The 21,818-nt window shown below is 36.9% G+C and carries 22 protein-coding genes; 21 read left to right on the top strand and 1 reads right to left on the bottom strand.

The window, feature by feature from the left end:
- The first annotated feature begins 3 nt into the window (after window positions 1–3).
- The 20 genes from rnpM (at window position 4) to ACQ4QH_RS05760 (ending at window position 18,873) form a co-directional block, all read left to right on the top strand.
- Window positions 4–303 carry an RNase P modulator RnpM gene (gene rnpM / locus ACQ4QH_RS05855; RefSeq protein ID WP_002826984.1) on the top strand — a complete coding sequence of 100 codons (300 nt, stop codon included), beginning with the start codon at window positions 4–6 and terminating at the stop codon, window positions 301–303.
- Window positions 293–598, top strand: coding sequence for a YlxQ-related RNA-binding protein (locus ACQ4QH_RS05850; RefSeq protein WP_439818137.1), 306 nt, complete (start codon window positions 293–295; stop codon window positions 596–598). The genes rnpM and ACQ4QH_RS05850 overlap by 11 nt, the downstream gene beginning before the upstream one ends.
- A gap of 11 nt (window positions 599–609) precedes the next feature.
- Entirely contained in the window at window positions 610–2,835 is a 2,226-nt protein-coding gene (gene infB / locus ACQ4QH_RS05845) for a translation initiation factor IF-2 (protein WP_439818136.1), read from the top strand.
- Window positions 2,836–2,874: 39 nt separating this feature from the next.
- Window positions 2,875–3,228 (top strand): 30S ribosome-binding factor RbfA, encoded by a 354-nt coding sequence (gene rbfA, locus ACQ4QH_RS05840; protein ID WP_439818135.1) that lies wholly within the window; start codon window positions 2,875–2,877, stop codon window positions 3,226–3,228.
- A 119-nt stretch (window positions 3,229–3,347) separates the two neighbouring features.
- Window positions 3,348–4,259 carry a tRNA pseudouridine(55) synthase TruB gene (truB, locus tag ACQ4QH_RS05835; protein ID WP_439818134.1) on the top strand — a complete coding sequence of 304 codons (912 nt, stop codon included), beginning with the start codon at window positions 3,348–3,350 and terminating at the stop codon, window positions 4,257–4,259.
- A 70-nt stretch (window positions 4,260–4,329) separates the two neighbouring features.
- Window positions 4,330–5,265, top strand: a complete 936-nt coding sequence (ribF, locus tag ACQ4QH_RS05830) for a riboflavin biosynthesis protein RibF (RefSeq protein ID WP_439818133.1) — start codon at window positions 4,330–4,332, stop codon at window positions 5,263–5,265.
- A 24-nt stretch (window positions 5,266–5,289) separates the two neighbouring features.
- Window positions 5,290–6,984, top strand: a complete 1,695-nt coding sequence (locus ACQ4QH_RS05825) for an NFACT RNA binding domain-containing protein (protein WP_439818132.1) — start codon at window positions 5,290–5,292, stop codon at window positions 6,982–6,984.
- 132 nt (window positions 6,985–7,116) lie between these two features.
- Complete coding sequence (locus ACQ4QH_RS05820; protein WP_439818131.1) at window positions 7,117–7,755, top strand: copper homeostasis protein CutC; 639 nt, start codon at window positions 7,117–7,119, stop codon at window positions 7,753–7,755.
- Window positions 7,756–7,804: 49 nt separating this feature from the next.
- Window positions 7,805–8,221, top strand: coding sequence for a MarR family winged helix-turn-helix transcriptional regulator (locus tag ACQ4QH_RS05815; RefSeq protein ID WP_439818130.1), 417 nt, complete (start codon window positions 7,805–7,807; stop codon window positions 8,219–8,221).
- 184 nt (window positions 8,222–8,405) lie between these two features.
- Entirely contained in the window at window positions 8,406–9,272 is an 867-nt protein-coding gene (locus ACQ4QH_RS05810) for a DegV family protein (protein WP_439818129.1), read from the top strand.
- A gap of 182 nt (window positions 9,273–9,454) precedes the next feature.
- Window positions 9,455–10,300, top strand: a complete 846-nt coding sequence (locus ACQ4QH_RS05805) for a DegV family protein (RefSeq protein WP_439818128.1) — start codon at window positions 9,455–9,457, stop codon at window positions 10,298–10,300.
- 121 nt (window positions 10,301–10,421) lie between these two features.
- A complete protein-coding gene (locus ACQ4QH_RS05800; protein ID WP_439818127.1) occupies window positions 10,422–11,294 on the top strand; it encodes a GDSL-type esterase/lipase family protein in 873 nt (290 codons plus the stop codon).
- 1 nt (window position 11,295) lies between these two features.
- Complete coding sequence (locus tag ACQ4QH_RS05795; RefSeq protein WP_439818126.1) at window positions 11,296–11,913, top strand: YpmS family protein; 618 nt, start codon at window positions 11,296–11,298, stop codon at window positions 11,911–11,913.
- Window positions 11,910–12,131 (top strand): YozE family protein, encoded by a 222-nt coding sequence (locus ACQ4QH_RS05790; RefSeq protein ID WP_002826999.1) that lies wholly within the window; start codon window positions 11,910–11,912, stop codon window positions 12,129–12,131. The genes ACQ4QH_RS05795 and ACQ4QH_RS05790 overlap by 4 nt, the downstream gene beginning before the upstream one ends.
- A 21-nt stretch (window positions 12,132–12,152) precedes the next feature.
- Window positions 12,153–13,025 carry a ribosome biogenesis GTPase YlqF gene (gene ylqF, locus ACQ4QH_RS05785; protein WP_439818125.1) on the top strand — a complete coding sequence of 291 codons (873 nt, stop codon included), beginning with the start codon at window positions 12,153–12,155 and terminating at the stop codon, window positions 13,023–13,025.
- The gene (locus ACQ4QH_RS05780) at window positions 13,018–13,782 is read left to right on the top strand and encodes a ribonuclease HII (protein WP_439818124.1); all 765 of its coding nucleotides are present in this window, start codon (window positions 13,018–13,020) and stop codon (window positions 13,780–13,782) included. Before ylqF ends, ACQ4QH_RS05780 begins: the two co-directional genes overlap by 8 nt.
- 47 nt (window positions 13,783–13,829) lie before the next feature.
- Entirely contained in the window at window positions 13,830–14,696 is an 867-nt protein-coding gene (gene dprA / locus ACQ4QH_RS05775) for a DNA-processing protein DprA (protein WP_439818123.1), read from the top strand.
- 125 nt (window positions 14,697–14,821) lie between these two features.
- Entirely contained in the window at window positions 14,822–16,963 is a 2,142-nt protein-coding gene (gene topA, locus ACQ4QH_RS05770) for a type I DNA topoisomerase (RefSeq protein WP_439818122.1), read from the top strand.
- Window positions 16,964–16,991: 28 nt separating this feature from the next.
- On the top strand, window positions 16,992–17,918 hold the full coding sequence (gene xerC, locus ACQ4QH_RS05765) for a tyrosine recombinase XerC (RefSeq protein ID WP_439818121.1): 927 nt from the start codon (window positions 16,992–16,994) through the stop codon (window positions 17,916–17,918).
- Window positions 17,919–17,991: 73 nt separating this feature from the next.
- The gene (locus ACQ4QH_RS05760; RefSeq protein ID WP_040760045.1) at window positions 17,992–18,873 is read left to right on the top strand and encodes an aldose 1-epimerase family protein; all 882 of its coding nucleotides are present in this window, start codon (window positions 17,992–17,994) and stop codon (window positions 18,871–18,873) included.
- 95 nt (window positions 18,874–18,968) lie between these two features.
- On the opposite strand, the gene plsY is transcribed toward ACQ4QH_RS05760, so the two are convergent.
- Complete coding sequence (gene plsY / locus ACQ4QH_RS05755) at window positions 18,969–19,592, bottom strand: glycerol-3-phosphate 1-O-acyltransferase PlsY (protein WP_439818120.1); 624 nt, start codon at window positions 19,590–19,592, stop codon at window positions 18,969–18,971.
- Window positions 19,593–19,787: 195 nt separating this feature from the next.
- Between plsY and parE the strand changes: the two genes are divergently transcribed.
- Window positions 19,788–21,815: a DNA topoisomerase IV subunit B gene (gene parE / locus ACQ4QH_RS05750; protein WP_439818119.1), complete on the top strand. Its 2,028-nt coding sequence runs from the start codon at window positions 19,788–19,790 to the stop codon at window positions 21,813–21,815.
- Window positions 21,816–21,818 lie beyond the last annotated feature (3 nt).

Raw genomic sequence — 21,818 nt, 5'->3', positions numbered from 1 at the left:
CATATGAAGCCACGTAAAATTCCAATGCGTAAAGATATTGTTACCGGAGAAATGGTACCTAAAAAAGAACTCGTGCGTATTGTACGAACACCAGAAGGTAATGTCATTTTAGATCCATCAAATCGAGCAAATGGGCGTGGTGCGTACATCTCTCTATCTGTTGATGTGGCAGAAACCGCTAAGAAAAAGCGTATCTTTGATAAAGTATTTGAAACAAAACTTGAAGAACAGTTTTATGATGAGTTGATTGCATATGTTGATCATCAAGCAGCACGTAAGGAGCTTTTTGGCGATGCAAAATAAACAAAAATTATTAAACTTATTAGGCCTTGCTAGGCGTGCAGGTAAGTTAGTTACTGGTGAATCATTAGTTCTGAACGCAATTCGTTCTGGCAAAGTGAGTTTAGTTTTTTTTGCATCAGATGGTGGTCAAACAAGCAAAAAAAAATTTACAGATAAAACAACGAGTTATAAAGTTTCGTTTTCGACAGCATTAACTCGACAAGAGTTGGCAGATGCAACTGGATTAGCACGAACGGTAATTGGAATAGCTGATCAAGGATTTGCTAAAAAAATGCGAGAATACTTAGATAATTAGGAGGAAGTTATATGACCAAGCGAATTTATGAGTTGGCGAAAGATTTGAATGTTTCATCAAAGGATTTAGTGTCAATTGCCAATAAAGCAAACATGTCGGTTAAAAATCACATGTCTACATTAGATGATAAGGCAATTCAAACCTTGACTAACGCCGTAAAGAAAAATAATAACTCAGCAAAGCCTCAAGCAGCTGAGCAAAAAGCACCGAAAAAAAATGTGAACCATAACAAGGATAACAAGAAGGAAGAAACTAAACCTTCTCGTCCACAGCACACTAAGCAAAAGACGCAGCAACAAAGCAATAGTGAAGGCAATTCTGGACGTAATAATACTCGTAATTCACAAAATAAGAATCGTCGTTTTAATAATAACAATAATAATAATAACCGTAATAATCGACGTGGTAAGAAAGGCCCAGGACGTAATCGTAACAATAATGAACATCGTCCAGCACCAACAGTGCGTAAGGATCAGCCACTACCAGAAACACTAGTATATTCTGTTGGTATGAATGTTCAAGATATTGCTAAATTAATTCACCGTGACGCAACCGAAATTATTAAGAAGTTGTTCATGTTGGGTGTTATGGTTAATCAAAACCAGTCATTGGATGCTGACACGATTGAACTATTAGCAGCTGATTATGGTATTAATGTTGAGCAAAAGGTTGAAGTGGACATTGCTGACTTGGATAAATTCTTTGAGGATGAAGATGAAGATAGCGAAAACATGGAGCCACGTGCACCAGTTGTCACTATCATGGGTCACGTTGATCATGGTAAAACAACTTTGCTGGACTACCTACGTAATTCACACGTTACAGAGGGTGAAGCTGGTGGTATCACGCAACATATCGGGGCCTACCAGACGAAGTTAAATGATCGTGTTGTAACCTTCTTAGATACACCAGGTCACGCAGCGTTTACAGCAATGCGTGCGCGCGGAGCAGATATTACTGATATTACTGTTTTGGTTGTTGCGGCTGACGATGGTGTTATGCCACAAACCATTGAGGCGATCAATCACGCTAAGGCTGCAAAAACACCAATTATTGTTGCTGTTAATAAGATTGATAAGCCAGGTGCTAATCCAGAAAATGTTATCAATCAATTAATGCAATATGAATTAGTACCTGAAGAATATGGTGGAGACACAATCTTCGTTAACATTTCTGCAAAGTTCGGACAAAATATCGATGAGTTATTAGAAATGATTCTTTTGACCGCTGATGTTTTGGAATTAAAGGCAAATCCTAACAAAAGAGCTGCAGGATCTGTTGTTGAAGCTCGATTAGATAAGGGTCGTGGTACTGTTGCTACTGTATTGGTTCAACAAGGAACAATGCATGTTGGAGATCCAATTGTTGTAGGTAATACATACGGACGTGTTCGAACGATGACTAATGATCGTGGTCGTCGTGTTAAAGAAGCTTTGCCATCTACACCTGTGGAAATTACGGGATTAAATGATGTGCCTTCTGCTGGTGATCGTTTTGTTGTCTTTGAAGATGAAAAAACGGCCCGTGCTGCTGGTGAGGAACGTGCAAAACGTGCCGTGATTGCAGAACGTAATCGTAATAATATTGTTTCTGTATCTGACTTGTTTAATAAGATGGCTGAGAAGCAAATGAAGTCTGTGCCTGTTATTATTAAGGCAGATGTTCAAGGTTCTGTTGAAGCATTAGCTGGTTCATTCCGTAAGATTGATGTTGAGGGTGTTAAGGTTGATATTATTCATACAGCCGTTGGCGCTATCAACGAATCAGATGTAACACTTGCAGAAGCATCTGGTGCAATTATTGTTGGATTTAATGTACGACCAACACCACAAGCAAAACAACAAGCTGATACTGATAAGGTTGAAATTCGTTTGCACAGTGTTATTTACAATGCCATCGATGAAATTGAAGCTGCAATGAAGGGACAATTAGATCCTGAGTTTGAAGAAAAAGTTGTTGGTACTGCGGAAGTTCGTGATTTATTCAAGGTATCAAAGGTTGGTACAATTGTCGGTGGTATGGTAATGTCAGGTAAAATCACGCGTAATTCATCAGTTCGTCTAATCCGTGATGGTATCGTTATTTTTGATGGTAAGATTGGCTCATTACGTCGTTATAAGGATGATGTTAAGGAAGTCAAGAACGGTTATGACTTTGGTCTAACAATTGAAAAATACAATGACGAAAAAGTTGGCGATATGATTGAAGCGTATGAAATGGTTGAAATTCCACGCTAATTAATTTCACAATGTATATATTGATGGGAGAAAATTAATATGGCACAACAGAATTTTCGAGTTGGTCGCTTAGAACAAGAAATTCAACGAGAAATTAATGATTTATTGTTAAAGCGAATTCGTGATCCTCGTATTGAGGGGGTTACAGTTACTGGTGTAGAAGTCACTGGAGATTTGCAACAAGCCAAAATCTATTATAGTGTGTTATCAGAATTAGCATCAGTTAACAAAAAAGCTGCAGAAGGTCTTGATGCAGCAACTGGATTAATTCGTAAAGAATTAGGTTCACGTTTGCGTATCTATAAAACACCAGAGTTAAAATTTGTTAAAGATGAATCTGTTCAATATGGTAATAAAATTGATGATTTGATTCGTCAATTACACCAAGACTAATCATACTTATTATGAATAGGTATGAGAATAATTAATGAAAGGGCATTTTTACCAGCTTATTTTGGTACAAAAGCCCTTTTTATATACATATAATTACACAAAAATCGAAGGTGAGAAGTATGGACGGAATTATACCAATTTATAAAGAAAAAGGGATGACTTCCCATGATGTTGTTTTTAAGTTACGTCGGATTTTAAAAATGAAAAAGATTGGACATGCTGGCACGCTTGATCCTAATGTTGACGGTGTCTTGCCTGTGGCACTTGGTAAAGCGACAAAGACGATTGAGTTTTTGCAAGAAACTGGGAAAATATATACGGGGTCAATCACACTTGGTATTGCAACAACGACAGAAGATATGGATGGAGAAGTGGTGCAAACTCAGCAGCTTGTTAAACCATTCTCAGTCGATGAAATAAATAAAGGAATGCAGGCGTTGACAGGACATATTACTCAAATTCCACCAATGTATTCTGCGGTTAAAGTTAAAGGGCGTCGTTTATATGATTATGCACGTGCTGGTGAAACTGTTGAGCGACCAAAACGTGAAGCAGTAATTTATGAATTTAAAATGACATCCGCAACAACGTTTGATGAAAAAAAAGGCACACAAACATTTTCATTTTTAGCTAAGGTATCTAAGGGGACATATATTAGAACGCTTGCTGTTGATTTAGGTAGGCAGTTACAAGTACCTTCAGTTATGAGTCAGTTAACAAGAGTTAGTGCTGGAGGATATGATATTGCACAAGCCCATCGTTTAGATGAGATTGCGCAACGCATGGTGGGGAAAGGTTCATTAGATGACTGGTTAATGCCACTTGCAACAGCAGTCGCACAATATCCCCACGTCGAATTAAATGATGAACAATGGGAAAAGGTAAAACATGGGATTGGGCAACCAGCAAGTCTACATGAACCGACTACAGAAAAAATTGTTTTGACATATAAGGGCGATGTGAAATCGGTTTTTGCTTGGCGACCTGATAAAAATCAATATCGTACTTATCGTACTTTTTCAATAGAGTGAAATATTCTTATAATAACATGTGTTATGATTAATACACTAATACACAAAAAAAGAGAAGAAGGGCTTACTGATGGAAGTTATTTATTTGCATCATCCATATGAGGCTAGTCAAATAAAAAAAGAGCCAGTTGTTTTAGCAATGGGTTTTTTTGATGGGGTGCATGCTGGGCATCGTATGGTTATTAAACGAGCTGCAGAGGAAGCAAAAAAAAGGGGTATCAAGCTAGCTGTTTTAACATATGATCATCACCCATCAATCGTATTTAAAACATATAATAAACCACTTACTTATTTAACTAGATTACCCAAGAAGTTGGATCTATTGGCCGAACTCGGAGTGGATTTAACCTATGTTGTTAACTTCACATCTGAGTTTGCACAATTAGCGCCACAGAATTTTGTCGATCAATATATGTTTGGACTACATGCTGAGGCTGTTGTTGCTGGATTCGACCATACTTATGGTCCTAAAAATGCTGATATGAAATATTTACATCAATATGCACAAAGTCGCTTTGATGTGATTGAGGTCCAGCAAGTAAATGTGGATGGAAAAGAGAGTGCATCAACTACTGCACGGAAGATGGTTGATGAAGGTCGTTTAGATAAGTTAACGCACCTATTGATGCGGCCGTATGAAACAACAGGTTTAATTGTGCATGGTGAGGCGAGAGGACGAGAATTAGGATATCCAACTGCCAATATTGAAACGACGCCAGGTGAGAGATTACCAGGTGTTGGTGTGTATGTCGTAGAAATGAAAATTAACCAAACTTGGTATCCAGGTATGGCTTCAATTGGATATAACGTCACTTTTGGTGAAAATAGACCTAAAACAGTTGAAATTAACTTATTTAATTTTAGTCGCGCTATCTATGGTGAAAATGTACAAATTAAATGGCACCACTACTTACGTGGTGAGGTGAAATTTAATAATGTACAGGAGCTAATTGATCAATTGGCCGAAGACGAAAAAGAGGCGCAGGCATTTCTACTAAACCTTTAGTCAGAAAGGAAAGTGATAAATAACATGTCATTCGATGGACTTTTTACACATGCCATGGTGCATGAGTTAAATGATAAATTAGCTGGTGGACGAATCATGAAAATTCATCAACCATATGCGAATGAAATTTTTTTGATTATTCGACATAATCGACAAAATTTCCCAGTTTTATTGAGTGCCCATCCAGCATTTGCTCGTGCCCAGATTTCAAGAATAAAATATACCAATCCGCAGACAGCACCAAATTTTGCAATGATGCTACGCAAGCATCTTGAAGGATCAAAACTAATTAAAATTGAACAAGTTGAAAATGATCGCATTATTCGATTTGTGACGTCAGGACGCGATGAACTTGGTGATGAAGAGCAAACAACATTGATTTTAGAGATGATGGGGCGTCATTCAAACTTGTTTTTAGTAGACGAGGCAACGCAACGCATTATTGACTTAATTAAACATGTACCTGCAGATCAAAATCGAGTTCGAACTTTGATGCCTGGAGGGACTTATATTTTGCCGCCTAAGCAAAATGTTATCAATCCATTTGAAAGCTTGGATGGGGTGGCCAATATTATTTTAGATAATCCTAAAATTAATGACTTGGCAAAGGAAATTCAACAACATTTCCAAGGCTTTGCCCGTGACTCTGCCAATGAGTTGGCACATGTTTTACAACAATCTGGTGATTCATTAGCAATTACAACTTCGTGGTTAAACCATTTTAACGCACCAGAACCAGAGTTAATCAGTACGGATAAAGGGGTAGCTTTTACACCATTTAATTGGGTAACGATTGATGGCATTAAGGCACCTTACCATTCTTTAAGTGAACTTTTAGACGCTTATTTTGCAGAAAAATCCGAGCGTGATCGTGTACAGCAACAAGCGGTAATTGTTTTGCGAACCGTTCGTAATGAATTAAAAAAGAATAAGAAAAAAATTCAAAAACAAAAAAATGAATTGGCAAATGCTGACCATGCTGACGAATATCGTGTAAAAGGTGAGTTGCTAACCACGTATATGTCTCAGATTCAACGTGGAATGACAGAGATTGAATTACCAAATTATTATGATGATAATAAGTTAATGAAAATAACCTTGTCTAACCAAATTGGCCCATCTCAGAATGCACAAAAGTATTTCACAAAGTACAATAAGTTAAAGAATTCAGTAAAATATTTGCATTCACAGATTGCTTTAGCACAGCAGGAAGTTGATTACTTTGAAACACTACTGGCACAGATAGACATTGCTTCACCAAAAGATATTGCTGAAATCAGAGAGGAATTAACACAAGAAGGTTATCTTCGGGTACAGCATAAAAAGAAACAGAAGCCAAAGGTTAGTCAACCTGAAAAATTCTATGCCACTGATGGTACATTGATTGAAGTAGGAAAAAATAATTTGCAGAATGAACGATTATCGATGAAAACTGCGGCAAAGTCTGATATTTGGTTGCATACAAAAGATATTCCTGGTTCACACGTTATTATTCACGATAATGAGCCAACAGAGCAAACTTTGTTTGAAGGGGCTATGTTAGCAGCTTATTTTTCAAAAGCACGAGAATCGGCCAACGTTCCAGTGGATTATTTACCGGTTGGACGCTTGAGAAAGCCAAATGGTTCTAAGCCAGGCTTTGTCATTTTTGAAGGACAAACAACGATGACTGTTACCCCAGAGGTACAATTAGTGCAGAAATTACGACAGAATAATTAAAAAAAACTTTAAAGTCAGGTTAATAACGTGTATTAATCTGTCTTTTTTAGTATCTTATGTATAAAAAGAATTTCATCACATTTTTAAAATTGGTAAGTTGTGTTCTGGGTTAGTAGATTGGAGGGATCATATATGGAAAAAGAAATTGCATTAGCTGATATACCAACAATGAAAGCTGCAATCTCTGCTGGGGTAAATCGCGTTGAGTTAAATGCTAATCTTGAGTTAGGTGGCTTAACACCAGACCCTAAGACGGTTGCAATGGCAGTTCAGCTTGCTGAAAAATCTCAAGTTGATTTAGTTGTGATGATTCGGCCCCGATCAGGTGATTTCAATTATACTTATTCCGAGATTGAAATGATGCGACAATCTATTCTAACTTTTAAAAGTTTGGGTGTTAAAATGGTTACCTTTGGTGTGGTTGATGAAAAAGGTCGTTTAGCCCGTCATCATATGTTAAAACTGCTTGAGGCAGCGAAACCAATGAAAGTTGTTTATCATATGGCTTTTGATGCGATTGACGTGAGTTGTCAGTCACAAGCTTTACAATGGCTCTATCAGTATGGTGTTGTTCGTGTCTTGACGCATGGAGGAGCATTAAATACGGGTATTGAAGAAACAATTCCTCATTTACATGAAATCATTGCAATGGCACCAAAAGGACTGACAATCATGCCTGGTGGCGGTGTGACGTATATGAATGCTTATCGGGTAGCAGCTGTTCTAGGCGTAAATGATGTTCATGGGTCTAAAATTGTTAGACTATCATGATTTATAAACTGGTGGTTATTGGCAAGCGTGCAATCGTGTGGAGGTTGAAATGAAAACAATACTTGAAGCGCTTCGGCAGACTGAAAAACAATATAAAACGGCTTTAACAAAAATTACCAAGGACAATGGCGTAACCATTGCAGAATGGCAGCTCTTACAACATTTAGATGATGAAATTGATACGCAAGATAAACTATCAGTTGATACGGGTCTTGATAATTCAACTTTATCGCGACAACTACACTCATTAGTTAAAAAAGAGTTGGTAGCCAGCGAAGCCATTGGAAAAGATCATAGACAACTGATATATAAACTGACAATTCTTGGATCAGATACTTTAGTGGCAATTAATGAAAAACACCAATATTTTCAAGAAAATGTTTTTAAAGTATGGTCTGAAGAAGAAACTAGTATGTTGCAAATTTTGTTAAATCGTTTGAATAAATCAATGACGAAACCGTTTTAGACTGCGAATCATTTAATCGAAATGAAAACATTACTGATTTGTGTTATGATTTAATATCAGGTGATTAAGTCATTATATATACAAGAATAAGTTCTTAGAATAGTTAATTACATACACAAAAATTACGTAAGAACAAAATAGGCGTACGTTACACGTCAAATGACTTTGAAAGGATTTTATTAAGATGAAACTTGCAGTTGTCACTGATTCAACAGCATATTTGGATCAAGAAGAAATTGATAAGTATGATATTAAGGTCATGTCATTACCAGTAATTATTGATGGAACAACATATCATGAAGGTATTGATATTACAACAGAAGAATTTTACGAAAAATTAGCTAGTGCTTCAGAATTCCCAACAACTTCTCAGCCAGCAATTGGTGATTGGTTATCATTATTTGAGTCACTAAAACAAGAAGGTTATGATGGTGCAATTGTTATTAACTTAGCATCAACAATTTCAGGAACAGTTAATACAGTTGCCGGCTTGGATAACATGATAGAAGATTTTAAAGTTTATGGGTACGACTCAAAGATAACGGTCCGTTTGATGGGACACCTAGTAATGAAGGCAGCACAATTAGTTAAAAAAGGAGAGTCCATCGACAACATCATCAAGATCTTGGACGAACTTTCAGCAACAATTAATGAGTGCTTTATTGTCGATGATTTACAAAATTTGGTACGAGGTGGTCGTTTATCAAATGCTTCTGCTTTTATTGGGACGATGTTAAAGATTAAACCTTTGTTAACTTTTGACGATGAGACAAATCAAATTGTACCATTTGAAAAAGTGCGTTCAATGAAGAAAGCAATGCAACGTGCAGAAATTTTATTTGCTCAAGCAAAAGAAGCAGCAGATTATCCGCTACGTGCAATGGTTATTCAGGGAAATGATAAAGAGGCCGGACAGGCTTGGCATGATAAGCTACAAAAAGAATATCCAGATATGCGTATCGAATTTAGTTATATCGGACCAGTCATTGGTGCACACTTAGGGAAGGGTGCATTAGCTTTGGCTTGGCTACGAGACCCAGATTCCTTATAAGAAATGTCACGAAAGTTGTTGTAATCTTTAGAATAGAATACTGCAACTTTTTTTGTAGCAGGAATATCATTTAGTTATAAAAACCAGATTATCGGTTTTTATATATCAGCTAATTGAAAAATTCCAAAAAAAATGCGATAATTAATCATAATGAATTACAAGAAAACGGGGAATTAAATATTATGGCCCAAGTAAAAATTGTTACTGATTCAACAGCAATGTTATTACCACATGAGATTGAAAAATATGATATAAAAATTATTCCACTAACAATTACGGTTGATGGTGTAACCTATCAAGATGGTATTACCATATCACCAGTTGAATTTATGGACAAAATGGCGGCATCTAAAAGTTTGCCACAAACTTCTCAACCAGCATTAGGTGTTTTTACAGAAATTTATGAACCATTAGTTGCTGATGGCTCATCTGTTATTTCAATTCACTTGACGAAAGGGCTATCTGGTTCTGTAGATGCAGCACGTCAAGCTGCAATGATGGTTGATGGAGATGTAACGATTATAGATTCTGGTTTAATTGATCGCTCACTTGGTATGGTTGTTTTAGCAGCAGCTGAAAAGGCCGCTAATGGTGCTTCGCGAGATGAAGTATTGGCCGAAATTAAATCAGTAAAAGAAAAAACAGAACAATATTTAACTGTCTCAAAACTTGACAATCTTGTTGCTGGCGGTCGTTTGTCAAAAACAGCAGGTTTGTTAGCAGGTATGTTAAATATTCGCATCGGTGCACATGTTGTTGAGGGAAATATTAATGTTGAGACTAAGGGTCGTGGTGCCAAATCAACTAAAGCCTATATACAAAAAATTATAGAAGTACTTCAATCAGCACCAAAGGGTGTGCATGCAATTGGAATTTCAACTGCCGGTATTCCAGATGAAAGAGAAACATTAGGCGAACAATTACGAACGCTTTTTCCAGGGGTAGAAATTGTATTGCAACAGACCACGCCGATTGTTGCGACACACACTGGTGATGGCGCAATTGGGTTTAGTTATCAGTTAAATTAGTAAGTGATATTAGTATGAACTAGCGAGATGTGTAAATCTCGCTTTTTTCGTGTTGCCTTAAAATATGGTAAAATTATTAATTAGGTTATTATTAGTGAACGATAGAAAGGAGCCACCTGTTATGCCAAGAAGGATGTATTTAGTGTTGACCAGTTTATTGGCTTTTTTTCTTATCGGGTTAACAACCGTACATGCAGATAATAAAGACAGCATTAACTTTGTTGCAGTCGGTGATTCATTAACTGAAGGAGTTGGTGATACAACAAAACAACAAGGTTACACGAAACGTGCTGCAAAGCAAATTTCAAAAAAATATAATGTGAAAGTTGATACATCAAATTATGGAAAAGCTGGGGATCGTTCCGATCAAATTTTAGCACGTATTAAAGCAAATTCGCAGGCAAAAAAAGACATAGGAGATGCAGATGTTATTACTCTGACAGTTGGTGGCAATGATCTGCAACAAACCTTATTTAAGGCAGTATTAGCTAGGTCTGAATCTGCTGTTACAAGGCAAGTTGAAAAAGCAATGCCGGATTATACTGAGAATTTAACAAATTTGATTAATTACCTAAAAAAACAAAATAAACAGGCGCCTATTTATTTATTTGGTAACTATAATCCATTGTATGTTTATTTAGCTAACCGGAATGATTTAAATGATGACGTAAAAATTTATAATGATATAAACGCAAATTTAGCATCTGTAGATGGTCGCGTGTTTTATGTATCTACATTTAGAACCTTAACGTTTGGTCAATATAAAACCAAAGCATCGCGTGAAAAATTACAAAAGAAATCCGAAGCTGCCAATCGTGGATCATTAAATAATAAAATGGTGACGGAAACACTAACTTCAGGGAAAAATGAAGAACTAAATCAATATATAACAACGCAGGACCACTACCATCCAAATAATTTAGGTTATGATAAAATGAGTACTTTATTGGTTAAAAAAATGTCATTAAGTGAACAAGATTGGTTGAAAAAATAAGATGAAACAAGACAATGTAAGGTCAAATATAGATGAGATTATTCGTCAATCACAAAAACGAGGATTTTTAAAAGGAATATTAGGAACGATACTTGTATTAGTTATTTTAAGTACAGTTTTGTTATTCTTGCCACAGAGTCATCAACATGTAACGGATTCACGACCAGAAATTGGTCAGGCGTCGTTTGAGGTTAGTGTTAGTCGCAAGGAGTTGAATGCTCTTGTTGAAAAATACATTAATGCTGATCCATCCTTACGGCATCAATTTCGCTTTGAAATGCAAAAGAAAGGTATGATGTTGTACGGCACATATAAGCTTTTTGGCCAATCTGTTGATTTCGGTATGAGAATGACACCTGAAGTTACAAAGCATGGTGGGATACTACTTCATGCAGATTCAGTTGCTGTGGGACAATTACCTTTGCCTGTGAAATATGTGATGGATTATTTTGGTAAAAAAGTAAATCTACCTAATTGGCTGATATTGGATGCACAGAAAAAAACATTGTTAATTGATTTAGGCAAGGCGCCAAAGGTGCAAGGTGTCCATGTGAAGGCAGTTCAAATTAATCCCGAAAAGGATAAATTTGTGTTTAGAGGAGGATTTTCAGACAAATGAGACGCCCTTTTTTCCAATGGCTAATGACCCAACGTAATCCAGTGACTAGTGATGAAGTTGAAAATTTTGCTAATGCAGCTTTTTATGATACGCAGTTTCCAAAACAATCTGATGACTTTGACTTAATTTCGAGATATTTGGAAGAAAATGCCACTTATTTATACAATATGTCAATATTTGATCAAGCCTGGTCAGAATATAAAGCGTCAGAAGAATAAAAAAATTTGAAGGAGAATAACATGTCTCAAATTATACAATGGTTTCCAGGACATATGGCCAAAGCCTTTCGCCTCATGCGTGAAAACTTAAAGCATGTGGATATCGTTTTTGAATTGGTTGATGCACGTATCCCATTGTCATCTCGTAATCCAGAGTTAGATGATGTGCTTGGAGATAAGCCTCGATTATTGATTATGACAAAAACAGATTTGGCAGATCCAGAACGTACAAGTATTTGGCGGAGTTATTTTGAATCACAAGGGTTAACAGTTGTATCTCTAGATACACGAGGACATAAAACACCTCAGATCATTACGAAAGCAGCGCGTACTGTATTGGCAGATAAGTGGCAAAATTTGGAAGAAAAAGGTGTTCAAGATAAAGCAATCCGTGCATTAGTAGCTGGTATTCCAAATGTTGGTAAATCAACATTATTGAATCATTTGGTGACCAAAAATGTTGCAATAACTGGTGATCGACCTGGTGTCACTAAAAAACTGCAATGGTTGAAAACACCAACCAATCTTGAACTGTTAGATACACCAGGTGTCTTATGGCCTAAATTTGTCGATCAACGGGTTGGCCAACATCTAGCCATGACTGGTGCAATAAAAGATCAGTTAATTAATTTGGATGACATTGCTTTGGCTGCATTAAAATTTTTTAGAGACTATAATGCAGAAGCAATTACGACTCGTTACCATCTAAATACATCGATTTGGGAAGAAAAATCCGATGTGGATATTTTACTTATGATAACTGAAAAATTAGGTTTTAAAGATGATTATGATCGAGCATCTGAAAGATTATTGATTGACTTAAGACGTGGTAAATTAGGGCGATACACACTAGAACTACCAAGTGATCATATTGGTGAGGTAGTGAATGACTAAAACAGAGACAATTACCGAAATTAAGCGGCTATTATTTCAGCGGCCATCTTCTGAAGACATTGCCCGATGGCAAGTTGATGAACGTATTGGTGTACAAAAGTTGTTGCGTCAATATGAAAAAAGACAAGAAAAAAATGTATTACAACAAAAAGCATTTAATAATCGATTAGAATTTGAAAGAAAAGCATGGCAACAGGGGCAAGTTGTTGCTGGTATTGATGAAGTTGGTAGAGGTCCATTGGCAGGTCCAGTTGTTGCGGCAGCTGTCGTAATTGACGATAGTTTTGATCTGGCCATTGTTCATGACTCTAAACAACTTTCCGAGAAAACACGCCAATCAATTGATACAGAAATACGTGAAAAAGTTGTGGATTTTGCATTTGGTGTGGTAGATGCAAAAGATATTGATCGATTAAATATTTATGAAGCCTCTAGGGTGGCCATGCGTCAATCTGTAGAATCTTTGAGTGTTCCTATTGATGGCTTACTTATTGATGCGATGACAGTTGATTTAGAAATGCCACAAGAAAAATTAATTAAAGGTGATGATCGTAGTATTTCGATTGGTGCCGCATCAATTTTGGCTAAAAATTATCGAGATAATTTAATGAAAGAATTTGCACAGCAATTTCCAGGTTATGGATTTGAGCATAATGCAGGGTATGGCACTGCTGAACATTTAGCGGGATTAAATACATTAGGCATTACACCAATTCACCGTAAGTCATTTGCACCAGTAAAAAAGTTTTTGAATTAATGAACAAATCACGTTGCTAGGTGTCCTTTTTATAAAGGAGACTTATAATGGCACAACGTGATTTTTTATTATGGTTATTAATGATTCCAGGACTAAGCATAAAGGGGCGCTACCGCATTTGGATCCACTTAAAAGAAAATAAATTATCAAAATTATCTTGGCAACAGATATTAACTATTAGTAAAATGCGGCAATCACAGCGAAATGAGGCAACTCTCTGGTTTAAAGAGACAAATTGGCAAGTCGATTGGCATAAATTGCAAGACCAGACATACATTGCAATTTGTGATGCTTCATACCCAATAACTTTGTCTGAGTGTATTGATGCACCCATTTGTTTATTCTATAAAGGCGATTTATCATTATTGGTGCAACCATTAGTTGCCATTGTAGGATCTAGACAGGCTACATCGTATGGCAAGAGTGTTTTAAAATCATGGATACCAGGTTTAACTGCAGCAGGACTAACAACAGTTTCAGGACTGGCAGCAGGAATTGATGAATTGACACACCGTGAAACACTCAAAGCTAATGGCCAAACAATTGCAATTATAGGTACAGGATTTGAATTTGCCTACCCAAAACATTGTGAAAATCTTCAAAATACTATTAGTCAGCTAGGATTATTATTATCTGAATATTTACCGTGGCAAGGACCCAAAAGACATCATTTTCCAGAAAGAAACCGAATTATTTCGGGGCTATGTCAAGTTTGTTTGGTCATTGAGGCTAGAAAAAGATCGGGATCACTTATTACAGCTATGTTAGCGTTGGACCAGAATCGGACAGTTATGGCATTACCTGGACGGATTGATGGCGAATATTCTGTCGGAACAAATGAATTGATTTTAGCTGGTGCGACACCGGTTTTATCAGTTGATCAAATCGTTTTAGAATTTGCAAATTTTTACTAATTTTTGTATGTATCATACAATGAGTATTTGGCAAAGTTTCGTTGTATAGTGTATAGTACAATATTGTTAGGAACTTAGACTAATGAAAATAATAAATTAAACTACAAGAAAAGAGGTGCACGCAAATGGCTTCACAGACTGCTGTTAAAGAAAAAAAGGCGCGTGCGGTGAAATCAACGACGACAAAAACTAAATCTCGAGCGAAGACAAAAGCAAAGCAAAAAAAGAATTTAGTGATTGTTGAATCACCATCAAAGGCAAAAACAATTGAAAAATATCTTGGACGAAACTATAAAGTAGTCGCAAGTATTGGTCATATTCGTGATTTACCTAAGTCAACAATGGGTGTGGACATCGAAAATGATTATCAGCCAAAGTACATTAATATACGCGGTAAGGGCGATATTATTAAATCCTTAAAGAAGGAAGCCAAGGCTTCTAAACATGTTTATCTGGCATCCGATCCGGATCGAGAAGGGGAAGCGATTGCTTGGCATTTATCACACATTCTAGACCTTGATGTAGAGGCGAGTGATAATCGTGTGGTATTTAATGAAATTACCAAAGATGCAGTGAAAGATGCTTTTAAACATCCTAGAAAAATTAATATGGATCTTGTCGATGCTCAACAGGCCCGACGTATCTTAGACCGGCTGGTTGGGTATTCATTATCACCTATTCTATGGAAGAAAGTTAAAAAAGGATTGTCTGCAGGTCGTGTACAATCAATAGCTTTAGGGCTTGTCATTAAACGTGAGCAAGAAATTCAGACATTTCAACCAGATGAATATTGGTCATTGGATACGATGTTCAAAAAGGATCGTACAAAATTTAAGGCTGTGTTTTATGGCCTCGATGGTAAAAAGGCAGCCTTACCAGATAATGATGCGGTTCAAGAGGTTTTGAAAAAGCTTGATCGAACAGCACCATTTAATATTACTAATGTTGTTACGAAGGATCGCAAGCGCAATCCACAACCACCTTTTACCACTTCAACAATGCAACAAGCAGCTAATACGCAGTTGAATTTTAAAACTCGTAAAACCATGATGGCAGCCCAACAGCTGTATGAAGGAATTAATTTGGGTGGTAAAAATGGCACGGTCGGATTAATTACGTATATGCGTACTGATTCGGTTCGATTATCTGATACTGCCAAAACAGAAGCAGCATCATTTATTAATGATGAATATGGTTCAGAGTACGCAGCTACTAAGCCAGTTGAGGGAAAGCAACAAGAAGGTGCGCAAGATGCGCATGAGGCTATTCGACCAACATCAGTTTTTCGTACGCCATCATCTGTGAAAGATAAATTAACGAATGATCAATTTAAGTTATATCAGTTGATTTGGTCACGATTTGTTGCCAGTCAAATGACACCAGAAATTTTAGCCACGATGGCAGTGACCATTGAACAAAATGGTGTGACTTTCCGTGCTAATGGTTCACAAACCAAGTTTGCTGGATTTACAAAGGCATACCCAGCTGCCAAAAATAAAGATAATAAATTACCTAGCTTGGTAACTGGCGATGCTGTGGATATGGTGTCAATGTCACCTGAGCAGCACTTTACGCAGCCACCTGCTCGATATACTGAAGCAACCTTGGTGAGAGCGTTGGAAGAGAATGGTGTTGGACGCCCATCTACATATGCGGCAACAATAGAAACGATTCAACGTCGAGCCTATGTTCGGTTAGATACTAAAAAATTTGTGCCAACTGAACTGGGAGAACTGGTTCAAAATACTGTTCAAGAGTTTTTCCCAGATGTGACCAACATTAAATTTACTGCCCAAGTTGAGACAGACTTAGATAATGTGGAAGCTGGTCAAAAATATTGGGTGAAAGTAGTTGATGATTTCTTTACACCCTTCTCAAAAGAATTAGAGACAGCTGAAAAAGAAATGGAAAAGATTGTCCTAAAGGATGAGCTGGCAGGTTTTGACTGTGATGTCTGTGGTGCACCAATGCTTAAGAAATTAGGTAGATATGGTAAGTTTTATGCTTGCTCTCGCTTCCCGGATTGTCGCAATACCCAAACAATTGTTGAAGAAATCGGGTTACTTTGTCCTAAGTGTAAGATGGGGCAAATCGTTGAGCGTAAGACAAAACGTGGTCGTAAGTTTTATGGATGCTCACGTTATCCTGAATGTGACTTTGTCTCTTGGGACAAGCCGACGGAAAAAACGTTACCAGATGGTACAACACCTAAAGATGAAACGGATGATAAAGCAAAGTCAGTAGAGACATCACAAACTTCGAAATAGCATTCATATTTAGTGAGGGGTTGAAGTTATGACTGTAAATGAAGCTGAGCGTGCAAAGCAACTTTTTTTAGATTATGTACGTATTGAGAGACAATATTCACTTGAAACACAAAAAGCTTATGAGGGCGATATTGCCGAATTTTTGACATTTTTGTCGGGAACACAAGCTACTAAAAGTATTGTTTTATCAAATATTACGTCATTTGATGTACGTGTATTTTTATCTGAACTTTACGAAAAAGGAGATGGTTCAAGGACAATTGCTCGAAAAGTTAGTTCTTTGCGTAGTTTTTATCGATTTTTAATTAACAATGAAATGGTGGCTGAAAATCCTTTTTTTGGTATTGTTTTAAAAAAGCCAGGACAACATTTACCACGCTATTTTTATCAAAAAGAATTAACGAAAATGTTTGATGTGGTGATGACAGATGAATCTGCACTTGGACTTAGAAATCATTTATTATTAGAAATGCTTTATGGCACAGGGGCACGAGTATCAGAAATCGCAAATATGACTTTACAGAATGTTGATAGTCATGCACGTGTTGTAACCATTACTGGAAAAGGAAATAAAACACGAATTGTGCCTTTTGGTCATTATGCGGCAGATGCATTAGCGAAATATTTGAAAACGGGGCGTCCTGTATTATCTAGTAAGAAAGCTGAGACATCCAATAAATTATTTTTGAACCAACGTGGTGCACCAGTTACTACAGCAGGTATCGAGTATATTTTAAAGCAAATTGGAAAAAAAGCAGGACTGACACAAGAAGTAACTGCGCATATGTTTAGGCACACTTTTGCAACTGACCTTTTAAATAACCAAGCTGATTTGAGAACCGTCCAACAATTATTAGGACATAGTAGTCTAAGTACAACACAAATATATACGCATGTGACGACAGATGCTTTACAAAAGAGTTATCGTAACTTTTTTCCCAGAGCTTCAGAGTAAGCGGATAATAAATTGGTAAAGACCAATTTTATTTGGTATCATTATGATATTACCTAGTTATTTTGGAGGGGTTATGTCAGTCAAACTTGAAAATGAAAATATAATTGTAAAAATATCAGAAATGGGTGCAGAACTTACAAGTGTTAAGCGACGGGACTCTGGTATGGAATATATGTGGACAGCGGATCCTAATTTTTGGGGTCGGCATGCACCAAATCTATTTCCGATTGTTGGTCGTCTGAAAGGAGACCGCTATAAATATCGAGATAAGACGTACTTTATGACACAACACGGATTTGCTCGTGATAATGAATTCGATTTAGTTGAAAAAACCAGTACGATGGCTAGACTTCGTTTAGTAGATACAGAAGAAACTCAGTCGATTTATCCATTTCATTTTCAGTTTGATATCATTTTTAGATTAACTGATCAAGATATGTTGGGAATTACCTATGTTGTTACTAATACTGATACTCATGATATCTACTTTTCAGTAGGTGGTCACCCAGGTTTCCGTGTACCACTTGAAGCAGGTGATAAATTTACAGATTATTATGTCAATGTCGATCCAAAACGTAAATATGCGCGCTCAAAGCTTGTGGGTCCTTATTTAGACAATAATTTAGATACCACGTTTAATTCAGATATTCCACTTCGTTTGCGATATGATGATTACAAAGATGACGCCATTATTTTACGACTAGATGGTAATCCTGTATCAATTATATTGGCTAAACTACGAGAGTCACATGGGATAACGATGCATGTCCAGGATGCCAAGTATTTAGGTATTTGGACACCTTATGGTAAGGATGCACCCTTTGTTTGCTTGGAACCATGGTGGGGAATTGCGGACACGGTTGATGCTGATGGACTAATAAATCATAAGTATGCCATCAACAGTTTGGCGCCTGCCCAAACATTTACAGGGTCATACTCACTATCATTTTTCTAAAATTATTAAATAAAAAAGCTCTCTCAAAGTCTAGAACGAAAACACCTTAAAATGTGTTTTTTAATTAACTAGCTTTGAGAGAGTTTTTTTATTTATTATTTTTTTGAGAACCAATAGATGAGTCCAAAGGGAACTTTTGATTCTGTACCATTTAGTATCCGTTTAACATTGCTACGGTGTCGGTAGAATACAAACACAGTTAATACAAGTGCTATAGTTGTTAAAAACCAATCGTGAAGCCAGAATGCTGATAGTAGGGTAACGACTGTAAAACCAAGCATTGAGCCAACAGAGACCATACTAGTGAGCAAAATTGCTGTTATAAAGGCAATTACAGCGGCGAGAAACATAACTGGACTATAGAGTAATAACACCCCAACAGAAGTAGCGACAGCCTTGCCACCTTTAAATCCAATCCACATAGAAAATGTATGTCCTAGAATGGCACCTAATCCGATCACCATAAACATCCAATGTGGTACTGGTCCCCATAGAGTTGCCATTGAAGCACCTAGGATTCCCTTACATAAATCTAAAATCAAGACAACTACACCAGGAAATGTGCCGAGTGTTCTAAAAGTATTCGTTGTGCCGATATTTCCAGAACCTAATTCTAAGATATTCTTTTTGTAAAAAATTTTTCCAATCCAATATCCTGATGGAATCGATCCAAATAAGTAAGCCAACACAAAACTAATAATAAAATGAAAAATCGTCACAACGATATCTCCTTAAATGTATTTTAATAATTGCATGGTTCTATTTTATTAAAGAACGTTATCTATTCTAGCATGTTTCTAAAGTTTGAGACTTTAAATTTTTTTAATAGTATTGCGTCAGAGGTTAGTTTTGAGCTATTATGAAATTTGAAACGCGTTAAAGCGCACGTTAAATTATATGAAAGGGAAACGTCCATGACAAAGAAAAATGATTATTCGGATGATTCCATTACAGTTTTAGAAGGACTCGAAGCAGTTCGCAAACGACCGGGAATGTATATTGGTTCGACAGATGGTAAAGGTCTTCATCATTTAGTGTATGAGATCTTTGATAATGCTGTTGATGAGGCATTGGCTGGTTATGGTGATGAAATCAATGTAACCATTCATGAAAATAATGCCATTACAGTGGTAGATCATGGCCGTGGTATGCCTGTGGGAATGCATTCGTCTGGCAAACCAACACCAGAGGTTATTTTAACGGTTTTACACGCTGGTGGAAAATTTGGTCAGGGTGGGTATAAAACATCCGGTGGGCTGCACGGTGTTGGCTCATCAGTCGTTAATGCATTATCTAGTGACCTAGTTGTCACAATAGTACGTGATGGGATAAAATATCAGGAACATTTTATAAATGGTGGGCATCCTGATGGCACACTAAAAAAAATCGGTAAAACAAAAGAAACGTCCGGAACTACTGTTACTTTTAAACCAGACCCTAAGATTTTTTCAACAACTATTTATAATTTCAATACGTTGGCTGAAAGATTACGTGAATCTGCGTTTCTACTTAGAAATGTAAAAATCACTTTAGCTGATGAACGACCAGGACAAGAACAAACAGAAACTTACCATTTTTCAGAAGGTATCAAGGCATTTGTTGATTATCTAAATGAGGATAAGGATACACTAGGCGATATCATGTATTTTGAAGGTACTGCGCAAGGGGTCGAAGTTGAAGTATCAGCACAGTATAATGATGGTTTCTCTGAGACAATGATGTCTTTCGTGAATAATGTGCGTACCCCAGATGGGGGAACGCACGAAGCTGGATTGAGATCGGCATGGACGAAAGCATTTAATGAATACGCTCGGCGAGTAAATCTTTTGAAAGAAAAAGATAAAAATCTTGAAGGATCAGATGTTCGTGAAGGATTATCTGCAGTTATTTCTTTAAGAATTCCAGAGAATATTCTTCAGTTTGAAGGCCAAACAAAAGAAAAATTGGGGACGCCGGAAGCTAGAACCATTGTTGATAATATCATTACGGAACAACTTGGTTTCTATCTAATGGAAAATGGCGAGTTTTCTCAGAGTTTAATTCGAAAGTCGCTTCGTGCGCGAGAGGCTCGAGAGGCTGCTAGAAAGGCGCGTGATGAAGCCCGATCTGGAAAAAAGAAGGGCAAAAGTGAGCGCTTATTATCTGGAAAATTGACCCCAGCACAATCGAAAAATGCCAATCAAAATGAACTTTTCTTAGTTGAGGGTGATTCTGCCGGTGGTTCTGCTAAACAAGGACGAAATCGTAAATTCCAAGCAATTTTACCCTTACGAGGTAAAGTGTTAAATACTGAAAAAGCTAAGTTACAAGATATCATGAAAAATGAAGAGATATCGACGATTATTTATACTATTGGAGCTGGAGTTGGCCCAGAATTTAAAGTAGCTGATGCAAATTATGATAAGATCATTATTATGACTGATGCGGATGATGATGGTGCACATATCCAGACGCTATTACTAACCTTCTTTTATAAGTATATGCGTCCATTAATTGATGCTGGTAAAGTATATATTGCCTTACCACCGTTGTATATGTTACGTAAGGGTAAAGGAAAACAACAAAAAATTGAGTATGCGTGGACAGATAGTCAGTTAGTTACTGCTGAAAAAACGATTGGTCGCGGTTATACACTACAACGTTTTAAGGGTCTTGGAGAAATGAATGCCGAGCAACTTTGGGCAACAACAATGGACCCAACGCAACGTACATTAATTCGAGTTAAAATTGATGATGCTATGTTAGCTGAAAAACGGGTAACAACATTGATGGGGGATAAGGTAGAACCACGTCGTAAATGGATTGAAAGTAACGTAGCCTTTAATTTAGTTGAGGAGGGCGATACCCTGCTTGACGAAGCTGCTCAAGGCGAAGAACTGGATTCACAAAGTAAAGAATTTGTTGCGCCAATTATAGAAAGCTGGCAAGACAAAAAGGAGTAATCT

Origin of the sequence: Weissella paramesenteroides (genome assembly GCF_051903945.1) — a bacterium.
GTDB lineage: Bacteria > Bacillota > Bacilli > Lactobacillales > Lactobacillaceae > Weissella > Weissella paramesenteroides_A.
Note: the sequence above shows the minus strand (reverse complement) of the source record. Positions and strands in the feature narration are given on the sequence as shown.

Excerpts from the sequence above, each read along its gene's own strand:
- rnpM (WP_002826984.1), top strand. The coding sequence starts at position 4 with ATGAAGCCACGTAAAATTCCAATGCGTAAAGATATTGTTACCGGAGAA.
- truB (WP_439818134.1), top strand. The coding sequence starts at position 3,348 with ATGGACGGAATTATACCAATTTATAAAGAAAAAGGGATGACTTCCCAT.
- ACQ4QH_RS05820 (WP_439818131.1), top strand. The coding sequence starts at position 7,117 with ATGGAAAAAGAAATTGCATTAGCTGATATACCAACAATGAAAGCTGCA.
- ACQ4QH_RS05795 (WP_439818126.1), top strand. The coding sequence starts at position 11,296 with ATGAAACAAGACAATGTAAGGTCAAATATAGATGAGATTATTCGTCAA.
- ACQ4QH_RS05790 (WP_002826999.1), top strand. The coding sequence starts at position 11,910 with ATGAGACGCCCTTTTTTCCAATGGCTAATGACCCAACGTAATCCAGTG.
- ribF (WP_439818133.1), top strand. The coding sequence starts at position 4,330 with ATGGAAGTTATTTATTTGCATCATCCATATGAGGCTAGTCAAATAAAA.
- ACQ4QH_RS05825 (WP_439818132.1), top strand. The coding sequence starts at position 5,290 with ATGTCATTCGATGGACTTTTTACACATGCCATGGTGCATGAGTTAAAT.
- rbfA (WP_439818135.1), top strand. The coding sequence starts at position 2,875 with ATGGCACAACAGAATTTTCGAGTTGGTCGCTTAGAACAAGAAATTCAA.
- xerC (WP_439818121.1), top strand. The coding sequence starts at position 16,992 with ATGACTGTAAATGAAGCTGAGCGTGCAAAGCAACTTTTTTTAGATTAT.
- dprA (WP_439818123.1), top strand. The coding sequence starts at position 13,830 with ATGGCACAACGTGATTTTTTATTATGGTTATTAATGATTCCAGGACTA.
- ACQ4QH_RS05810 (WP_439818129.1), top strand. The coding sequence starts at position 8,406 with ATGAAACTTGCAGTTGTCACTGATTCAACAGCATATTTGGATCAAGAA.
- topA (WP_439818122.1), top strand. The coding sequence starts at position 14,822 with ATGGCTTCACAGACTGCTGTTAAAGAAAAAAAGGCGCGTGCGGTGAAA.
- ylqF (WP_439818125.1), top strand. The coding sequence starts at position 12,153 with ATGTCTCAAATTATACAATGGTTTCCAGGACATATGGCCAAAGCCTTT.
- ACQ4QH_RS05780 (WP_439818124.1), top strand. The coding sequence starts at position 13,018 with ATGACTAAAACAGAGACAATTACCGAAATTAAGCGGCTATTATTTCAG.
- parE (WP_439818119.1), top strand. The coding sequence starts at position 19,788 with ATGACAAAGAAAAATGATTATTCGGATGATTCCATTACAGTTTTAGAA.
- ACQ4QH_RS05800 (WP_439818127.1), top strand. The coding sequence starts at position 10,422 with ATGCCAAGAAGGATGTATTTAGTGTTGACCAGTTTATTGGCTTTTTTT.
- ACQ4QH_RS05760 (WP_040760045.1), top strand. The coding sequence starts at position 17,992 with ATGTCAGTCAAACTTGAAAATGAAAATATAATTGTAAAAATATCAGAA.
- ACQ4QH_RS05805 (WP_439818128.1), top strand. The coding sequence starts at position 9,455 with ATGGCCCAAGTAAAAATTGTTACTGATTCAACAGCAATGTTATTACCA.
- ACQ4QH_RS05850 (WP_439818137.1), top strand. The coding sequence starts at position 293 with ATGCAAAATAAACAAAAATTATTAAACTTATTAGGCCTTGCTAGGCGT.
- ACQ4QH_RS05815 (WP_439818130.1), top strand. The coding sequence starts at position 7,805 with ATGAAAACAATACTTGAAGCGCTTCGGCAGACTGAAAAACAATATAAA.
- infB (WP_439818136.1), top strand. The coding sequence starts at position 610 with ATGACCAAGCGAATTTATGAGTTGGCGAAAGATTTGAATGTTTCATCA.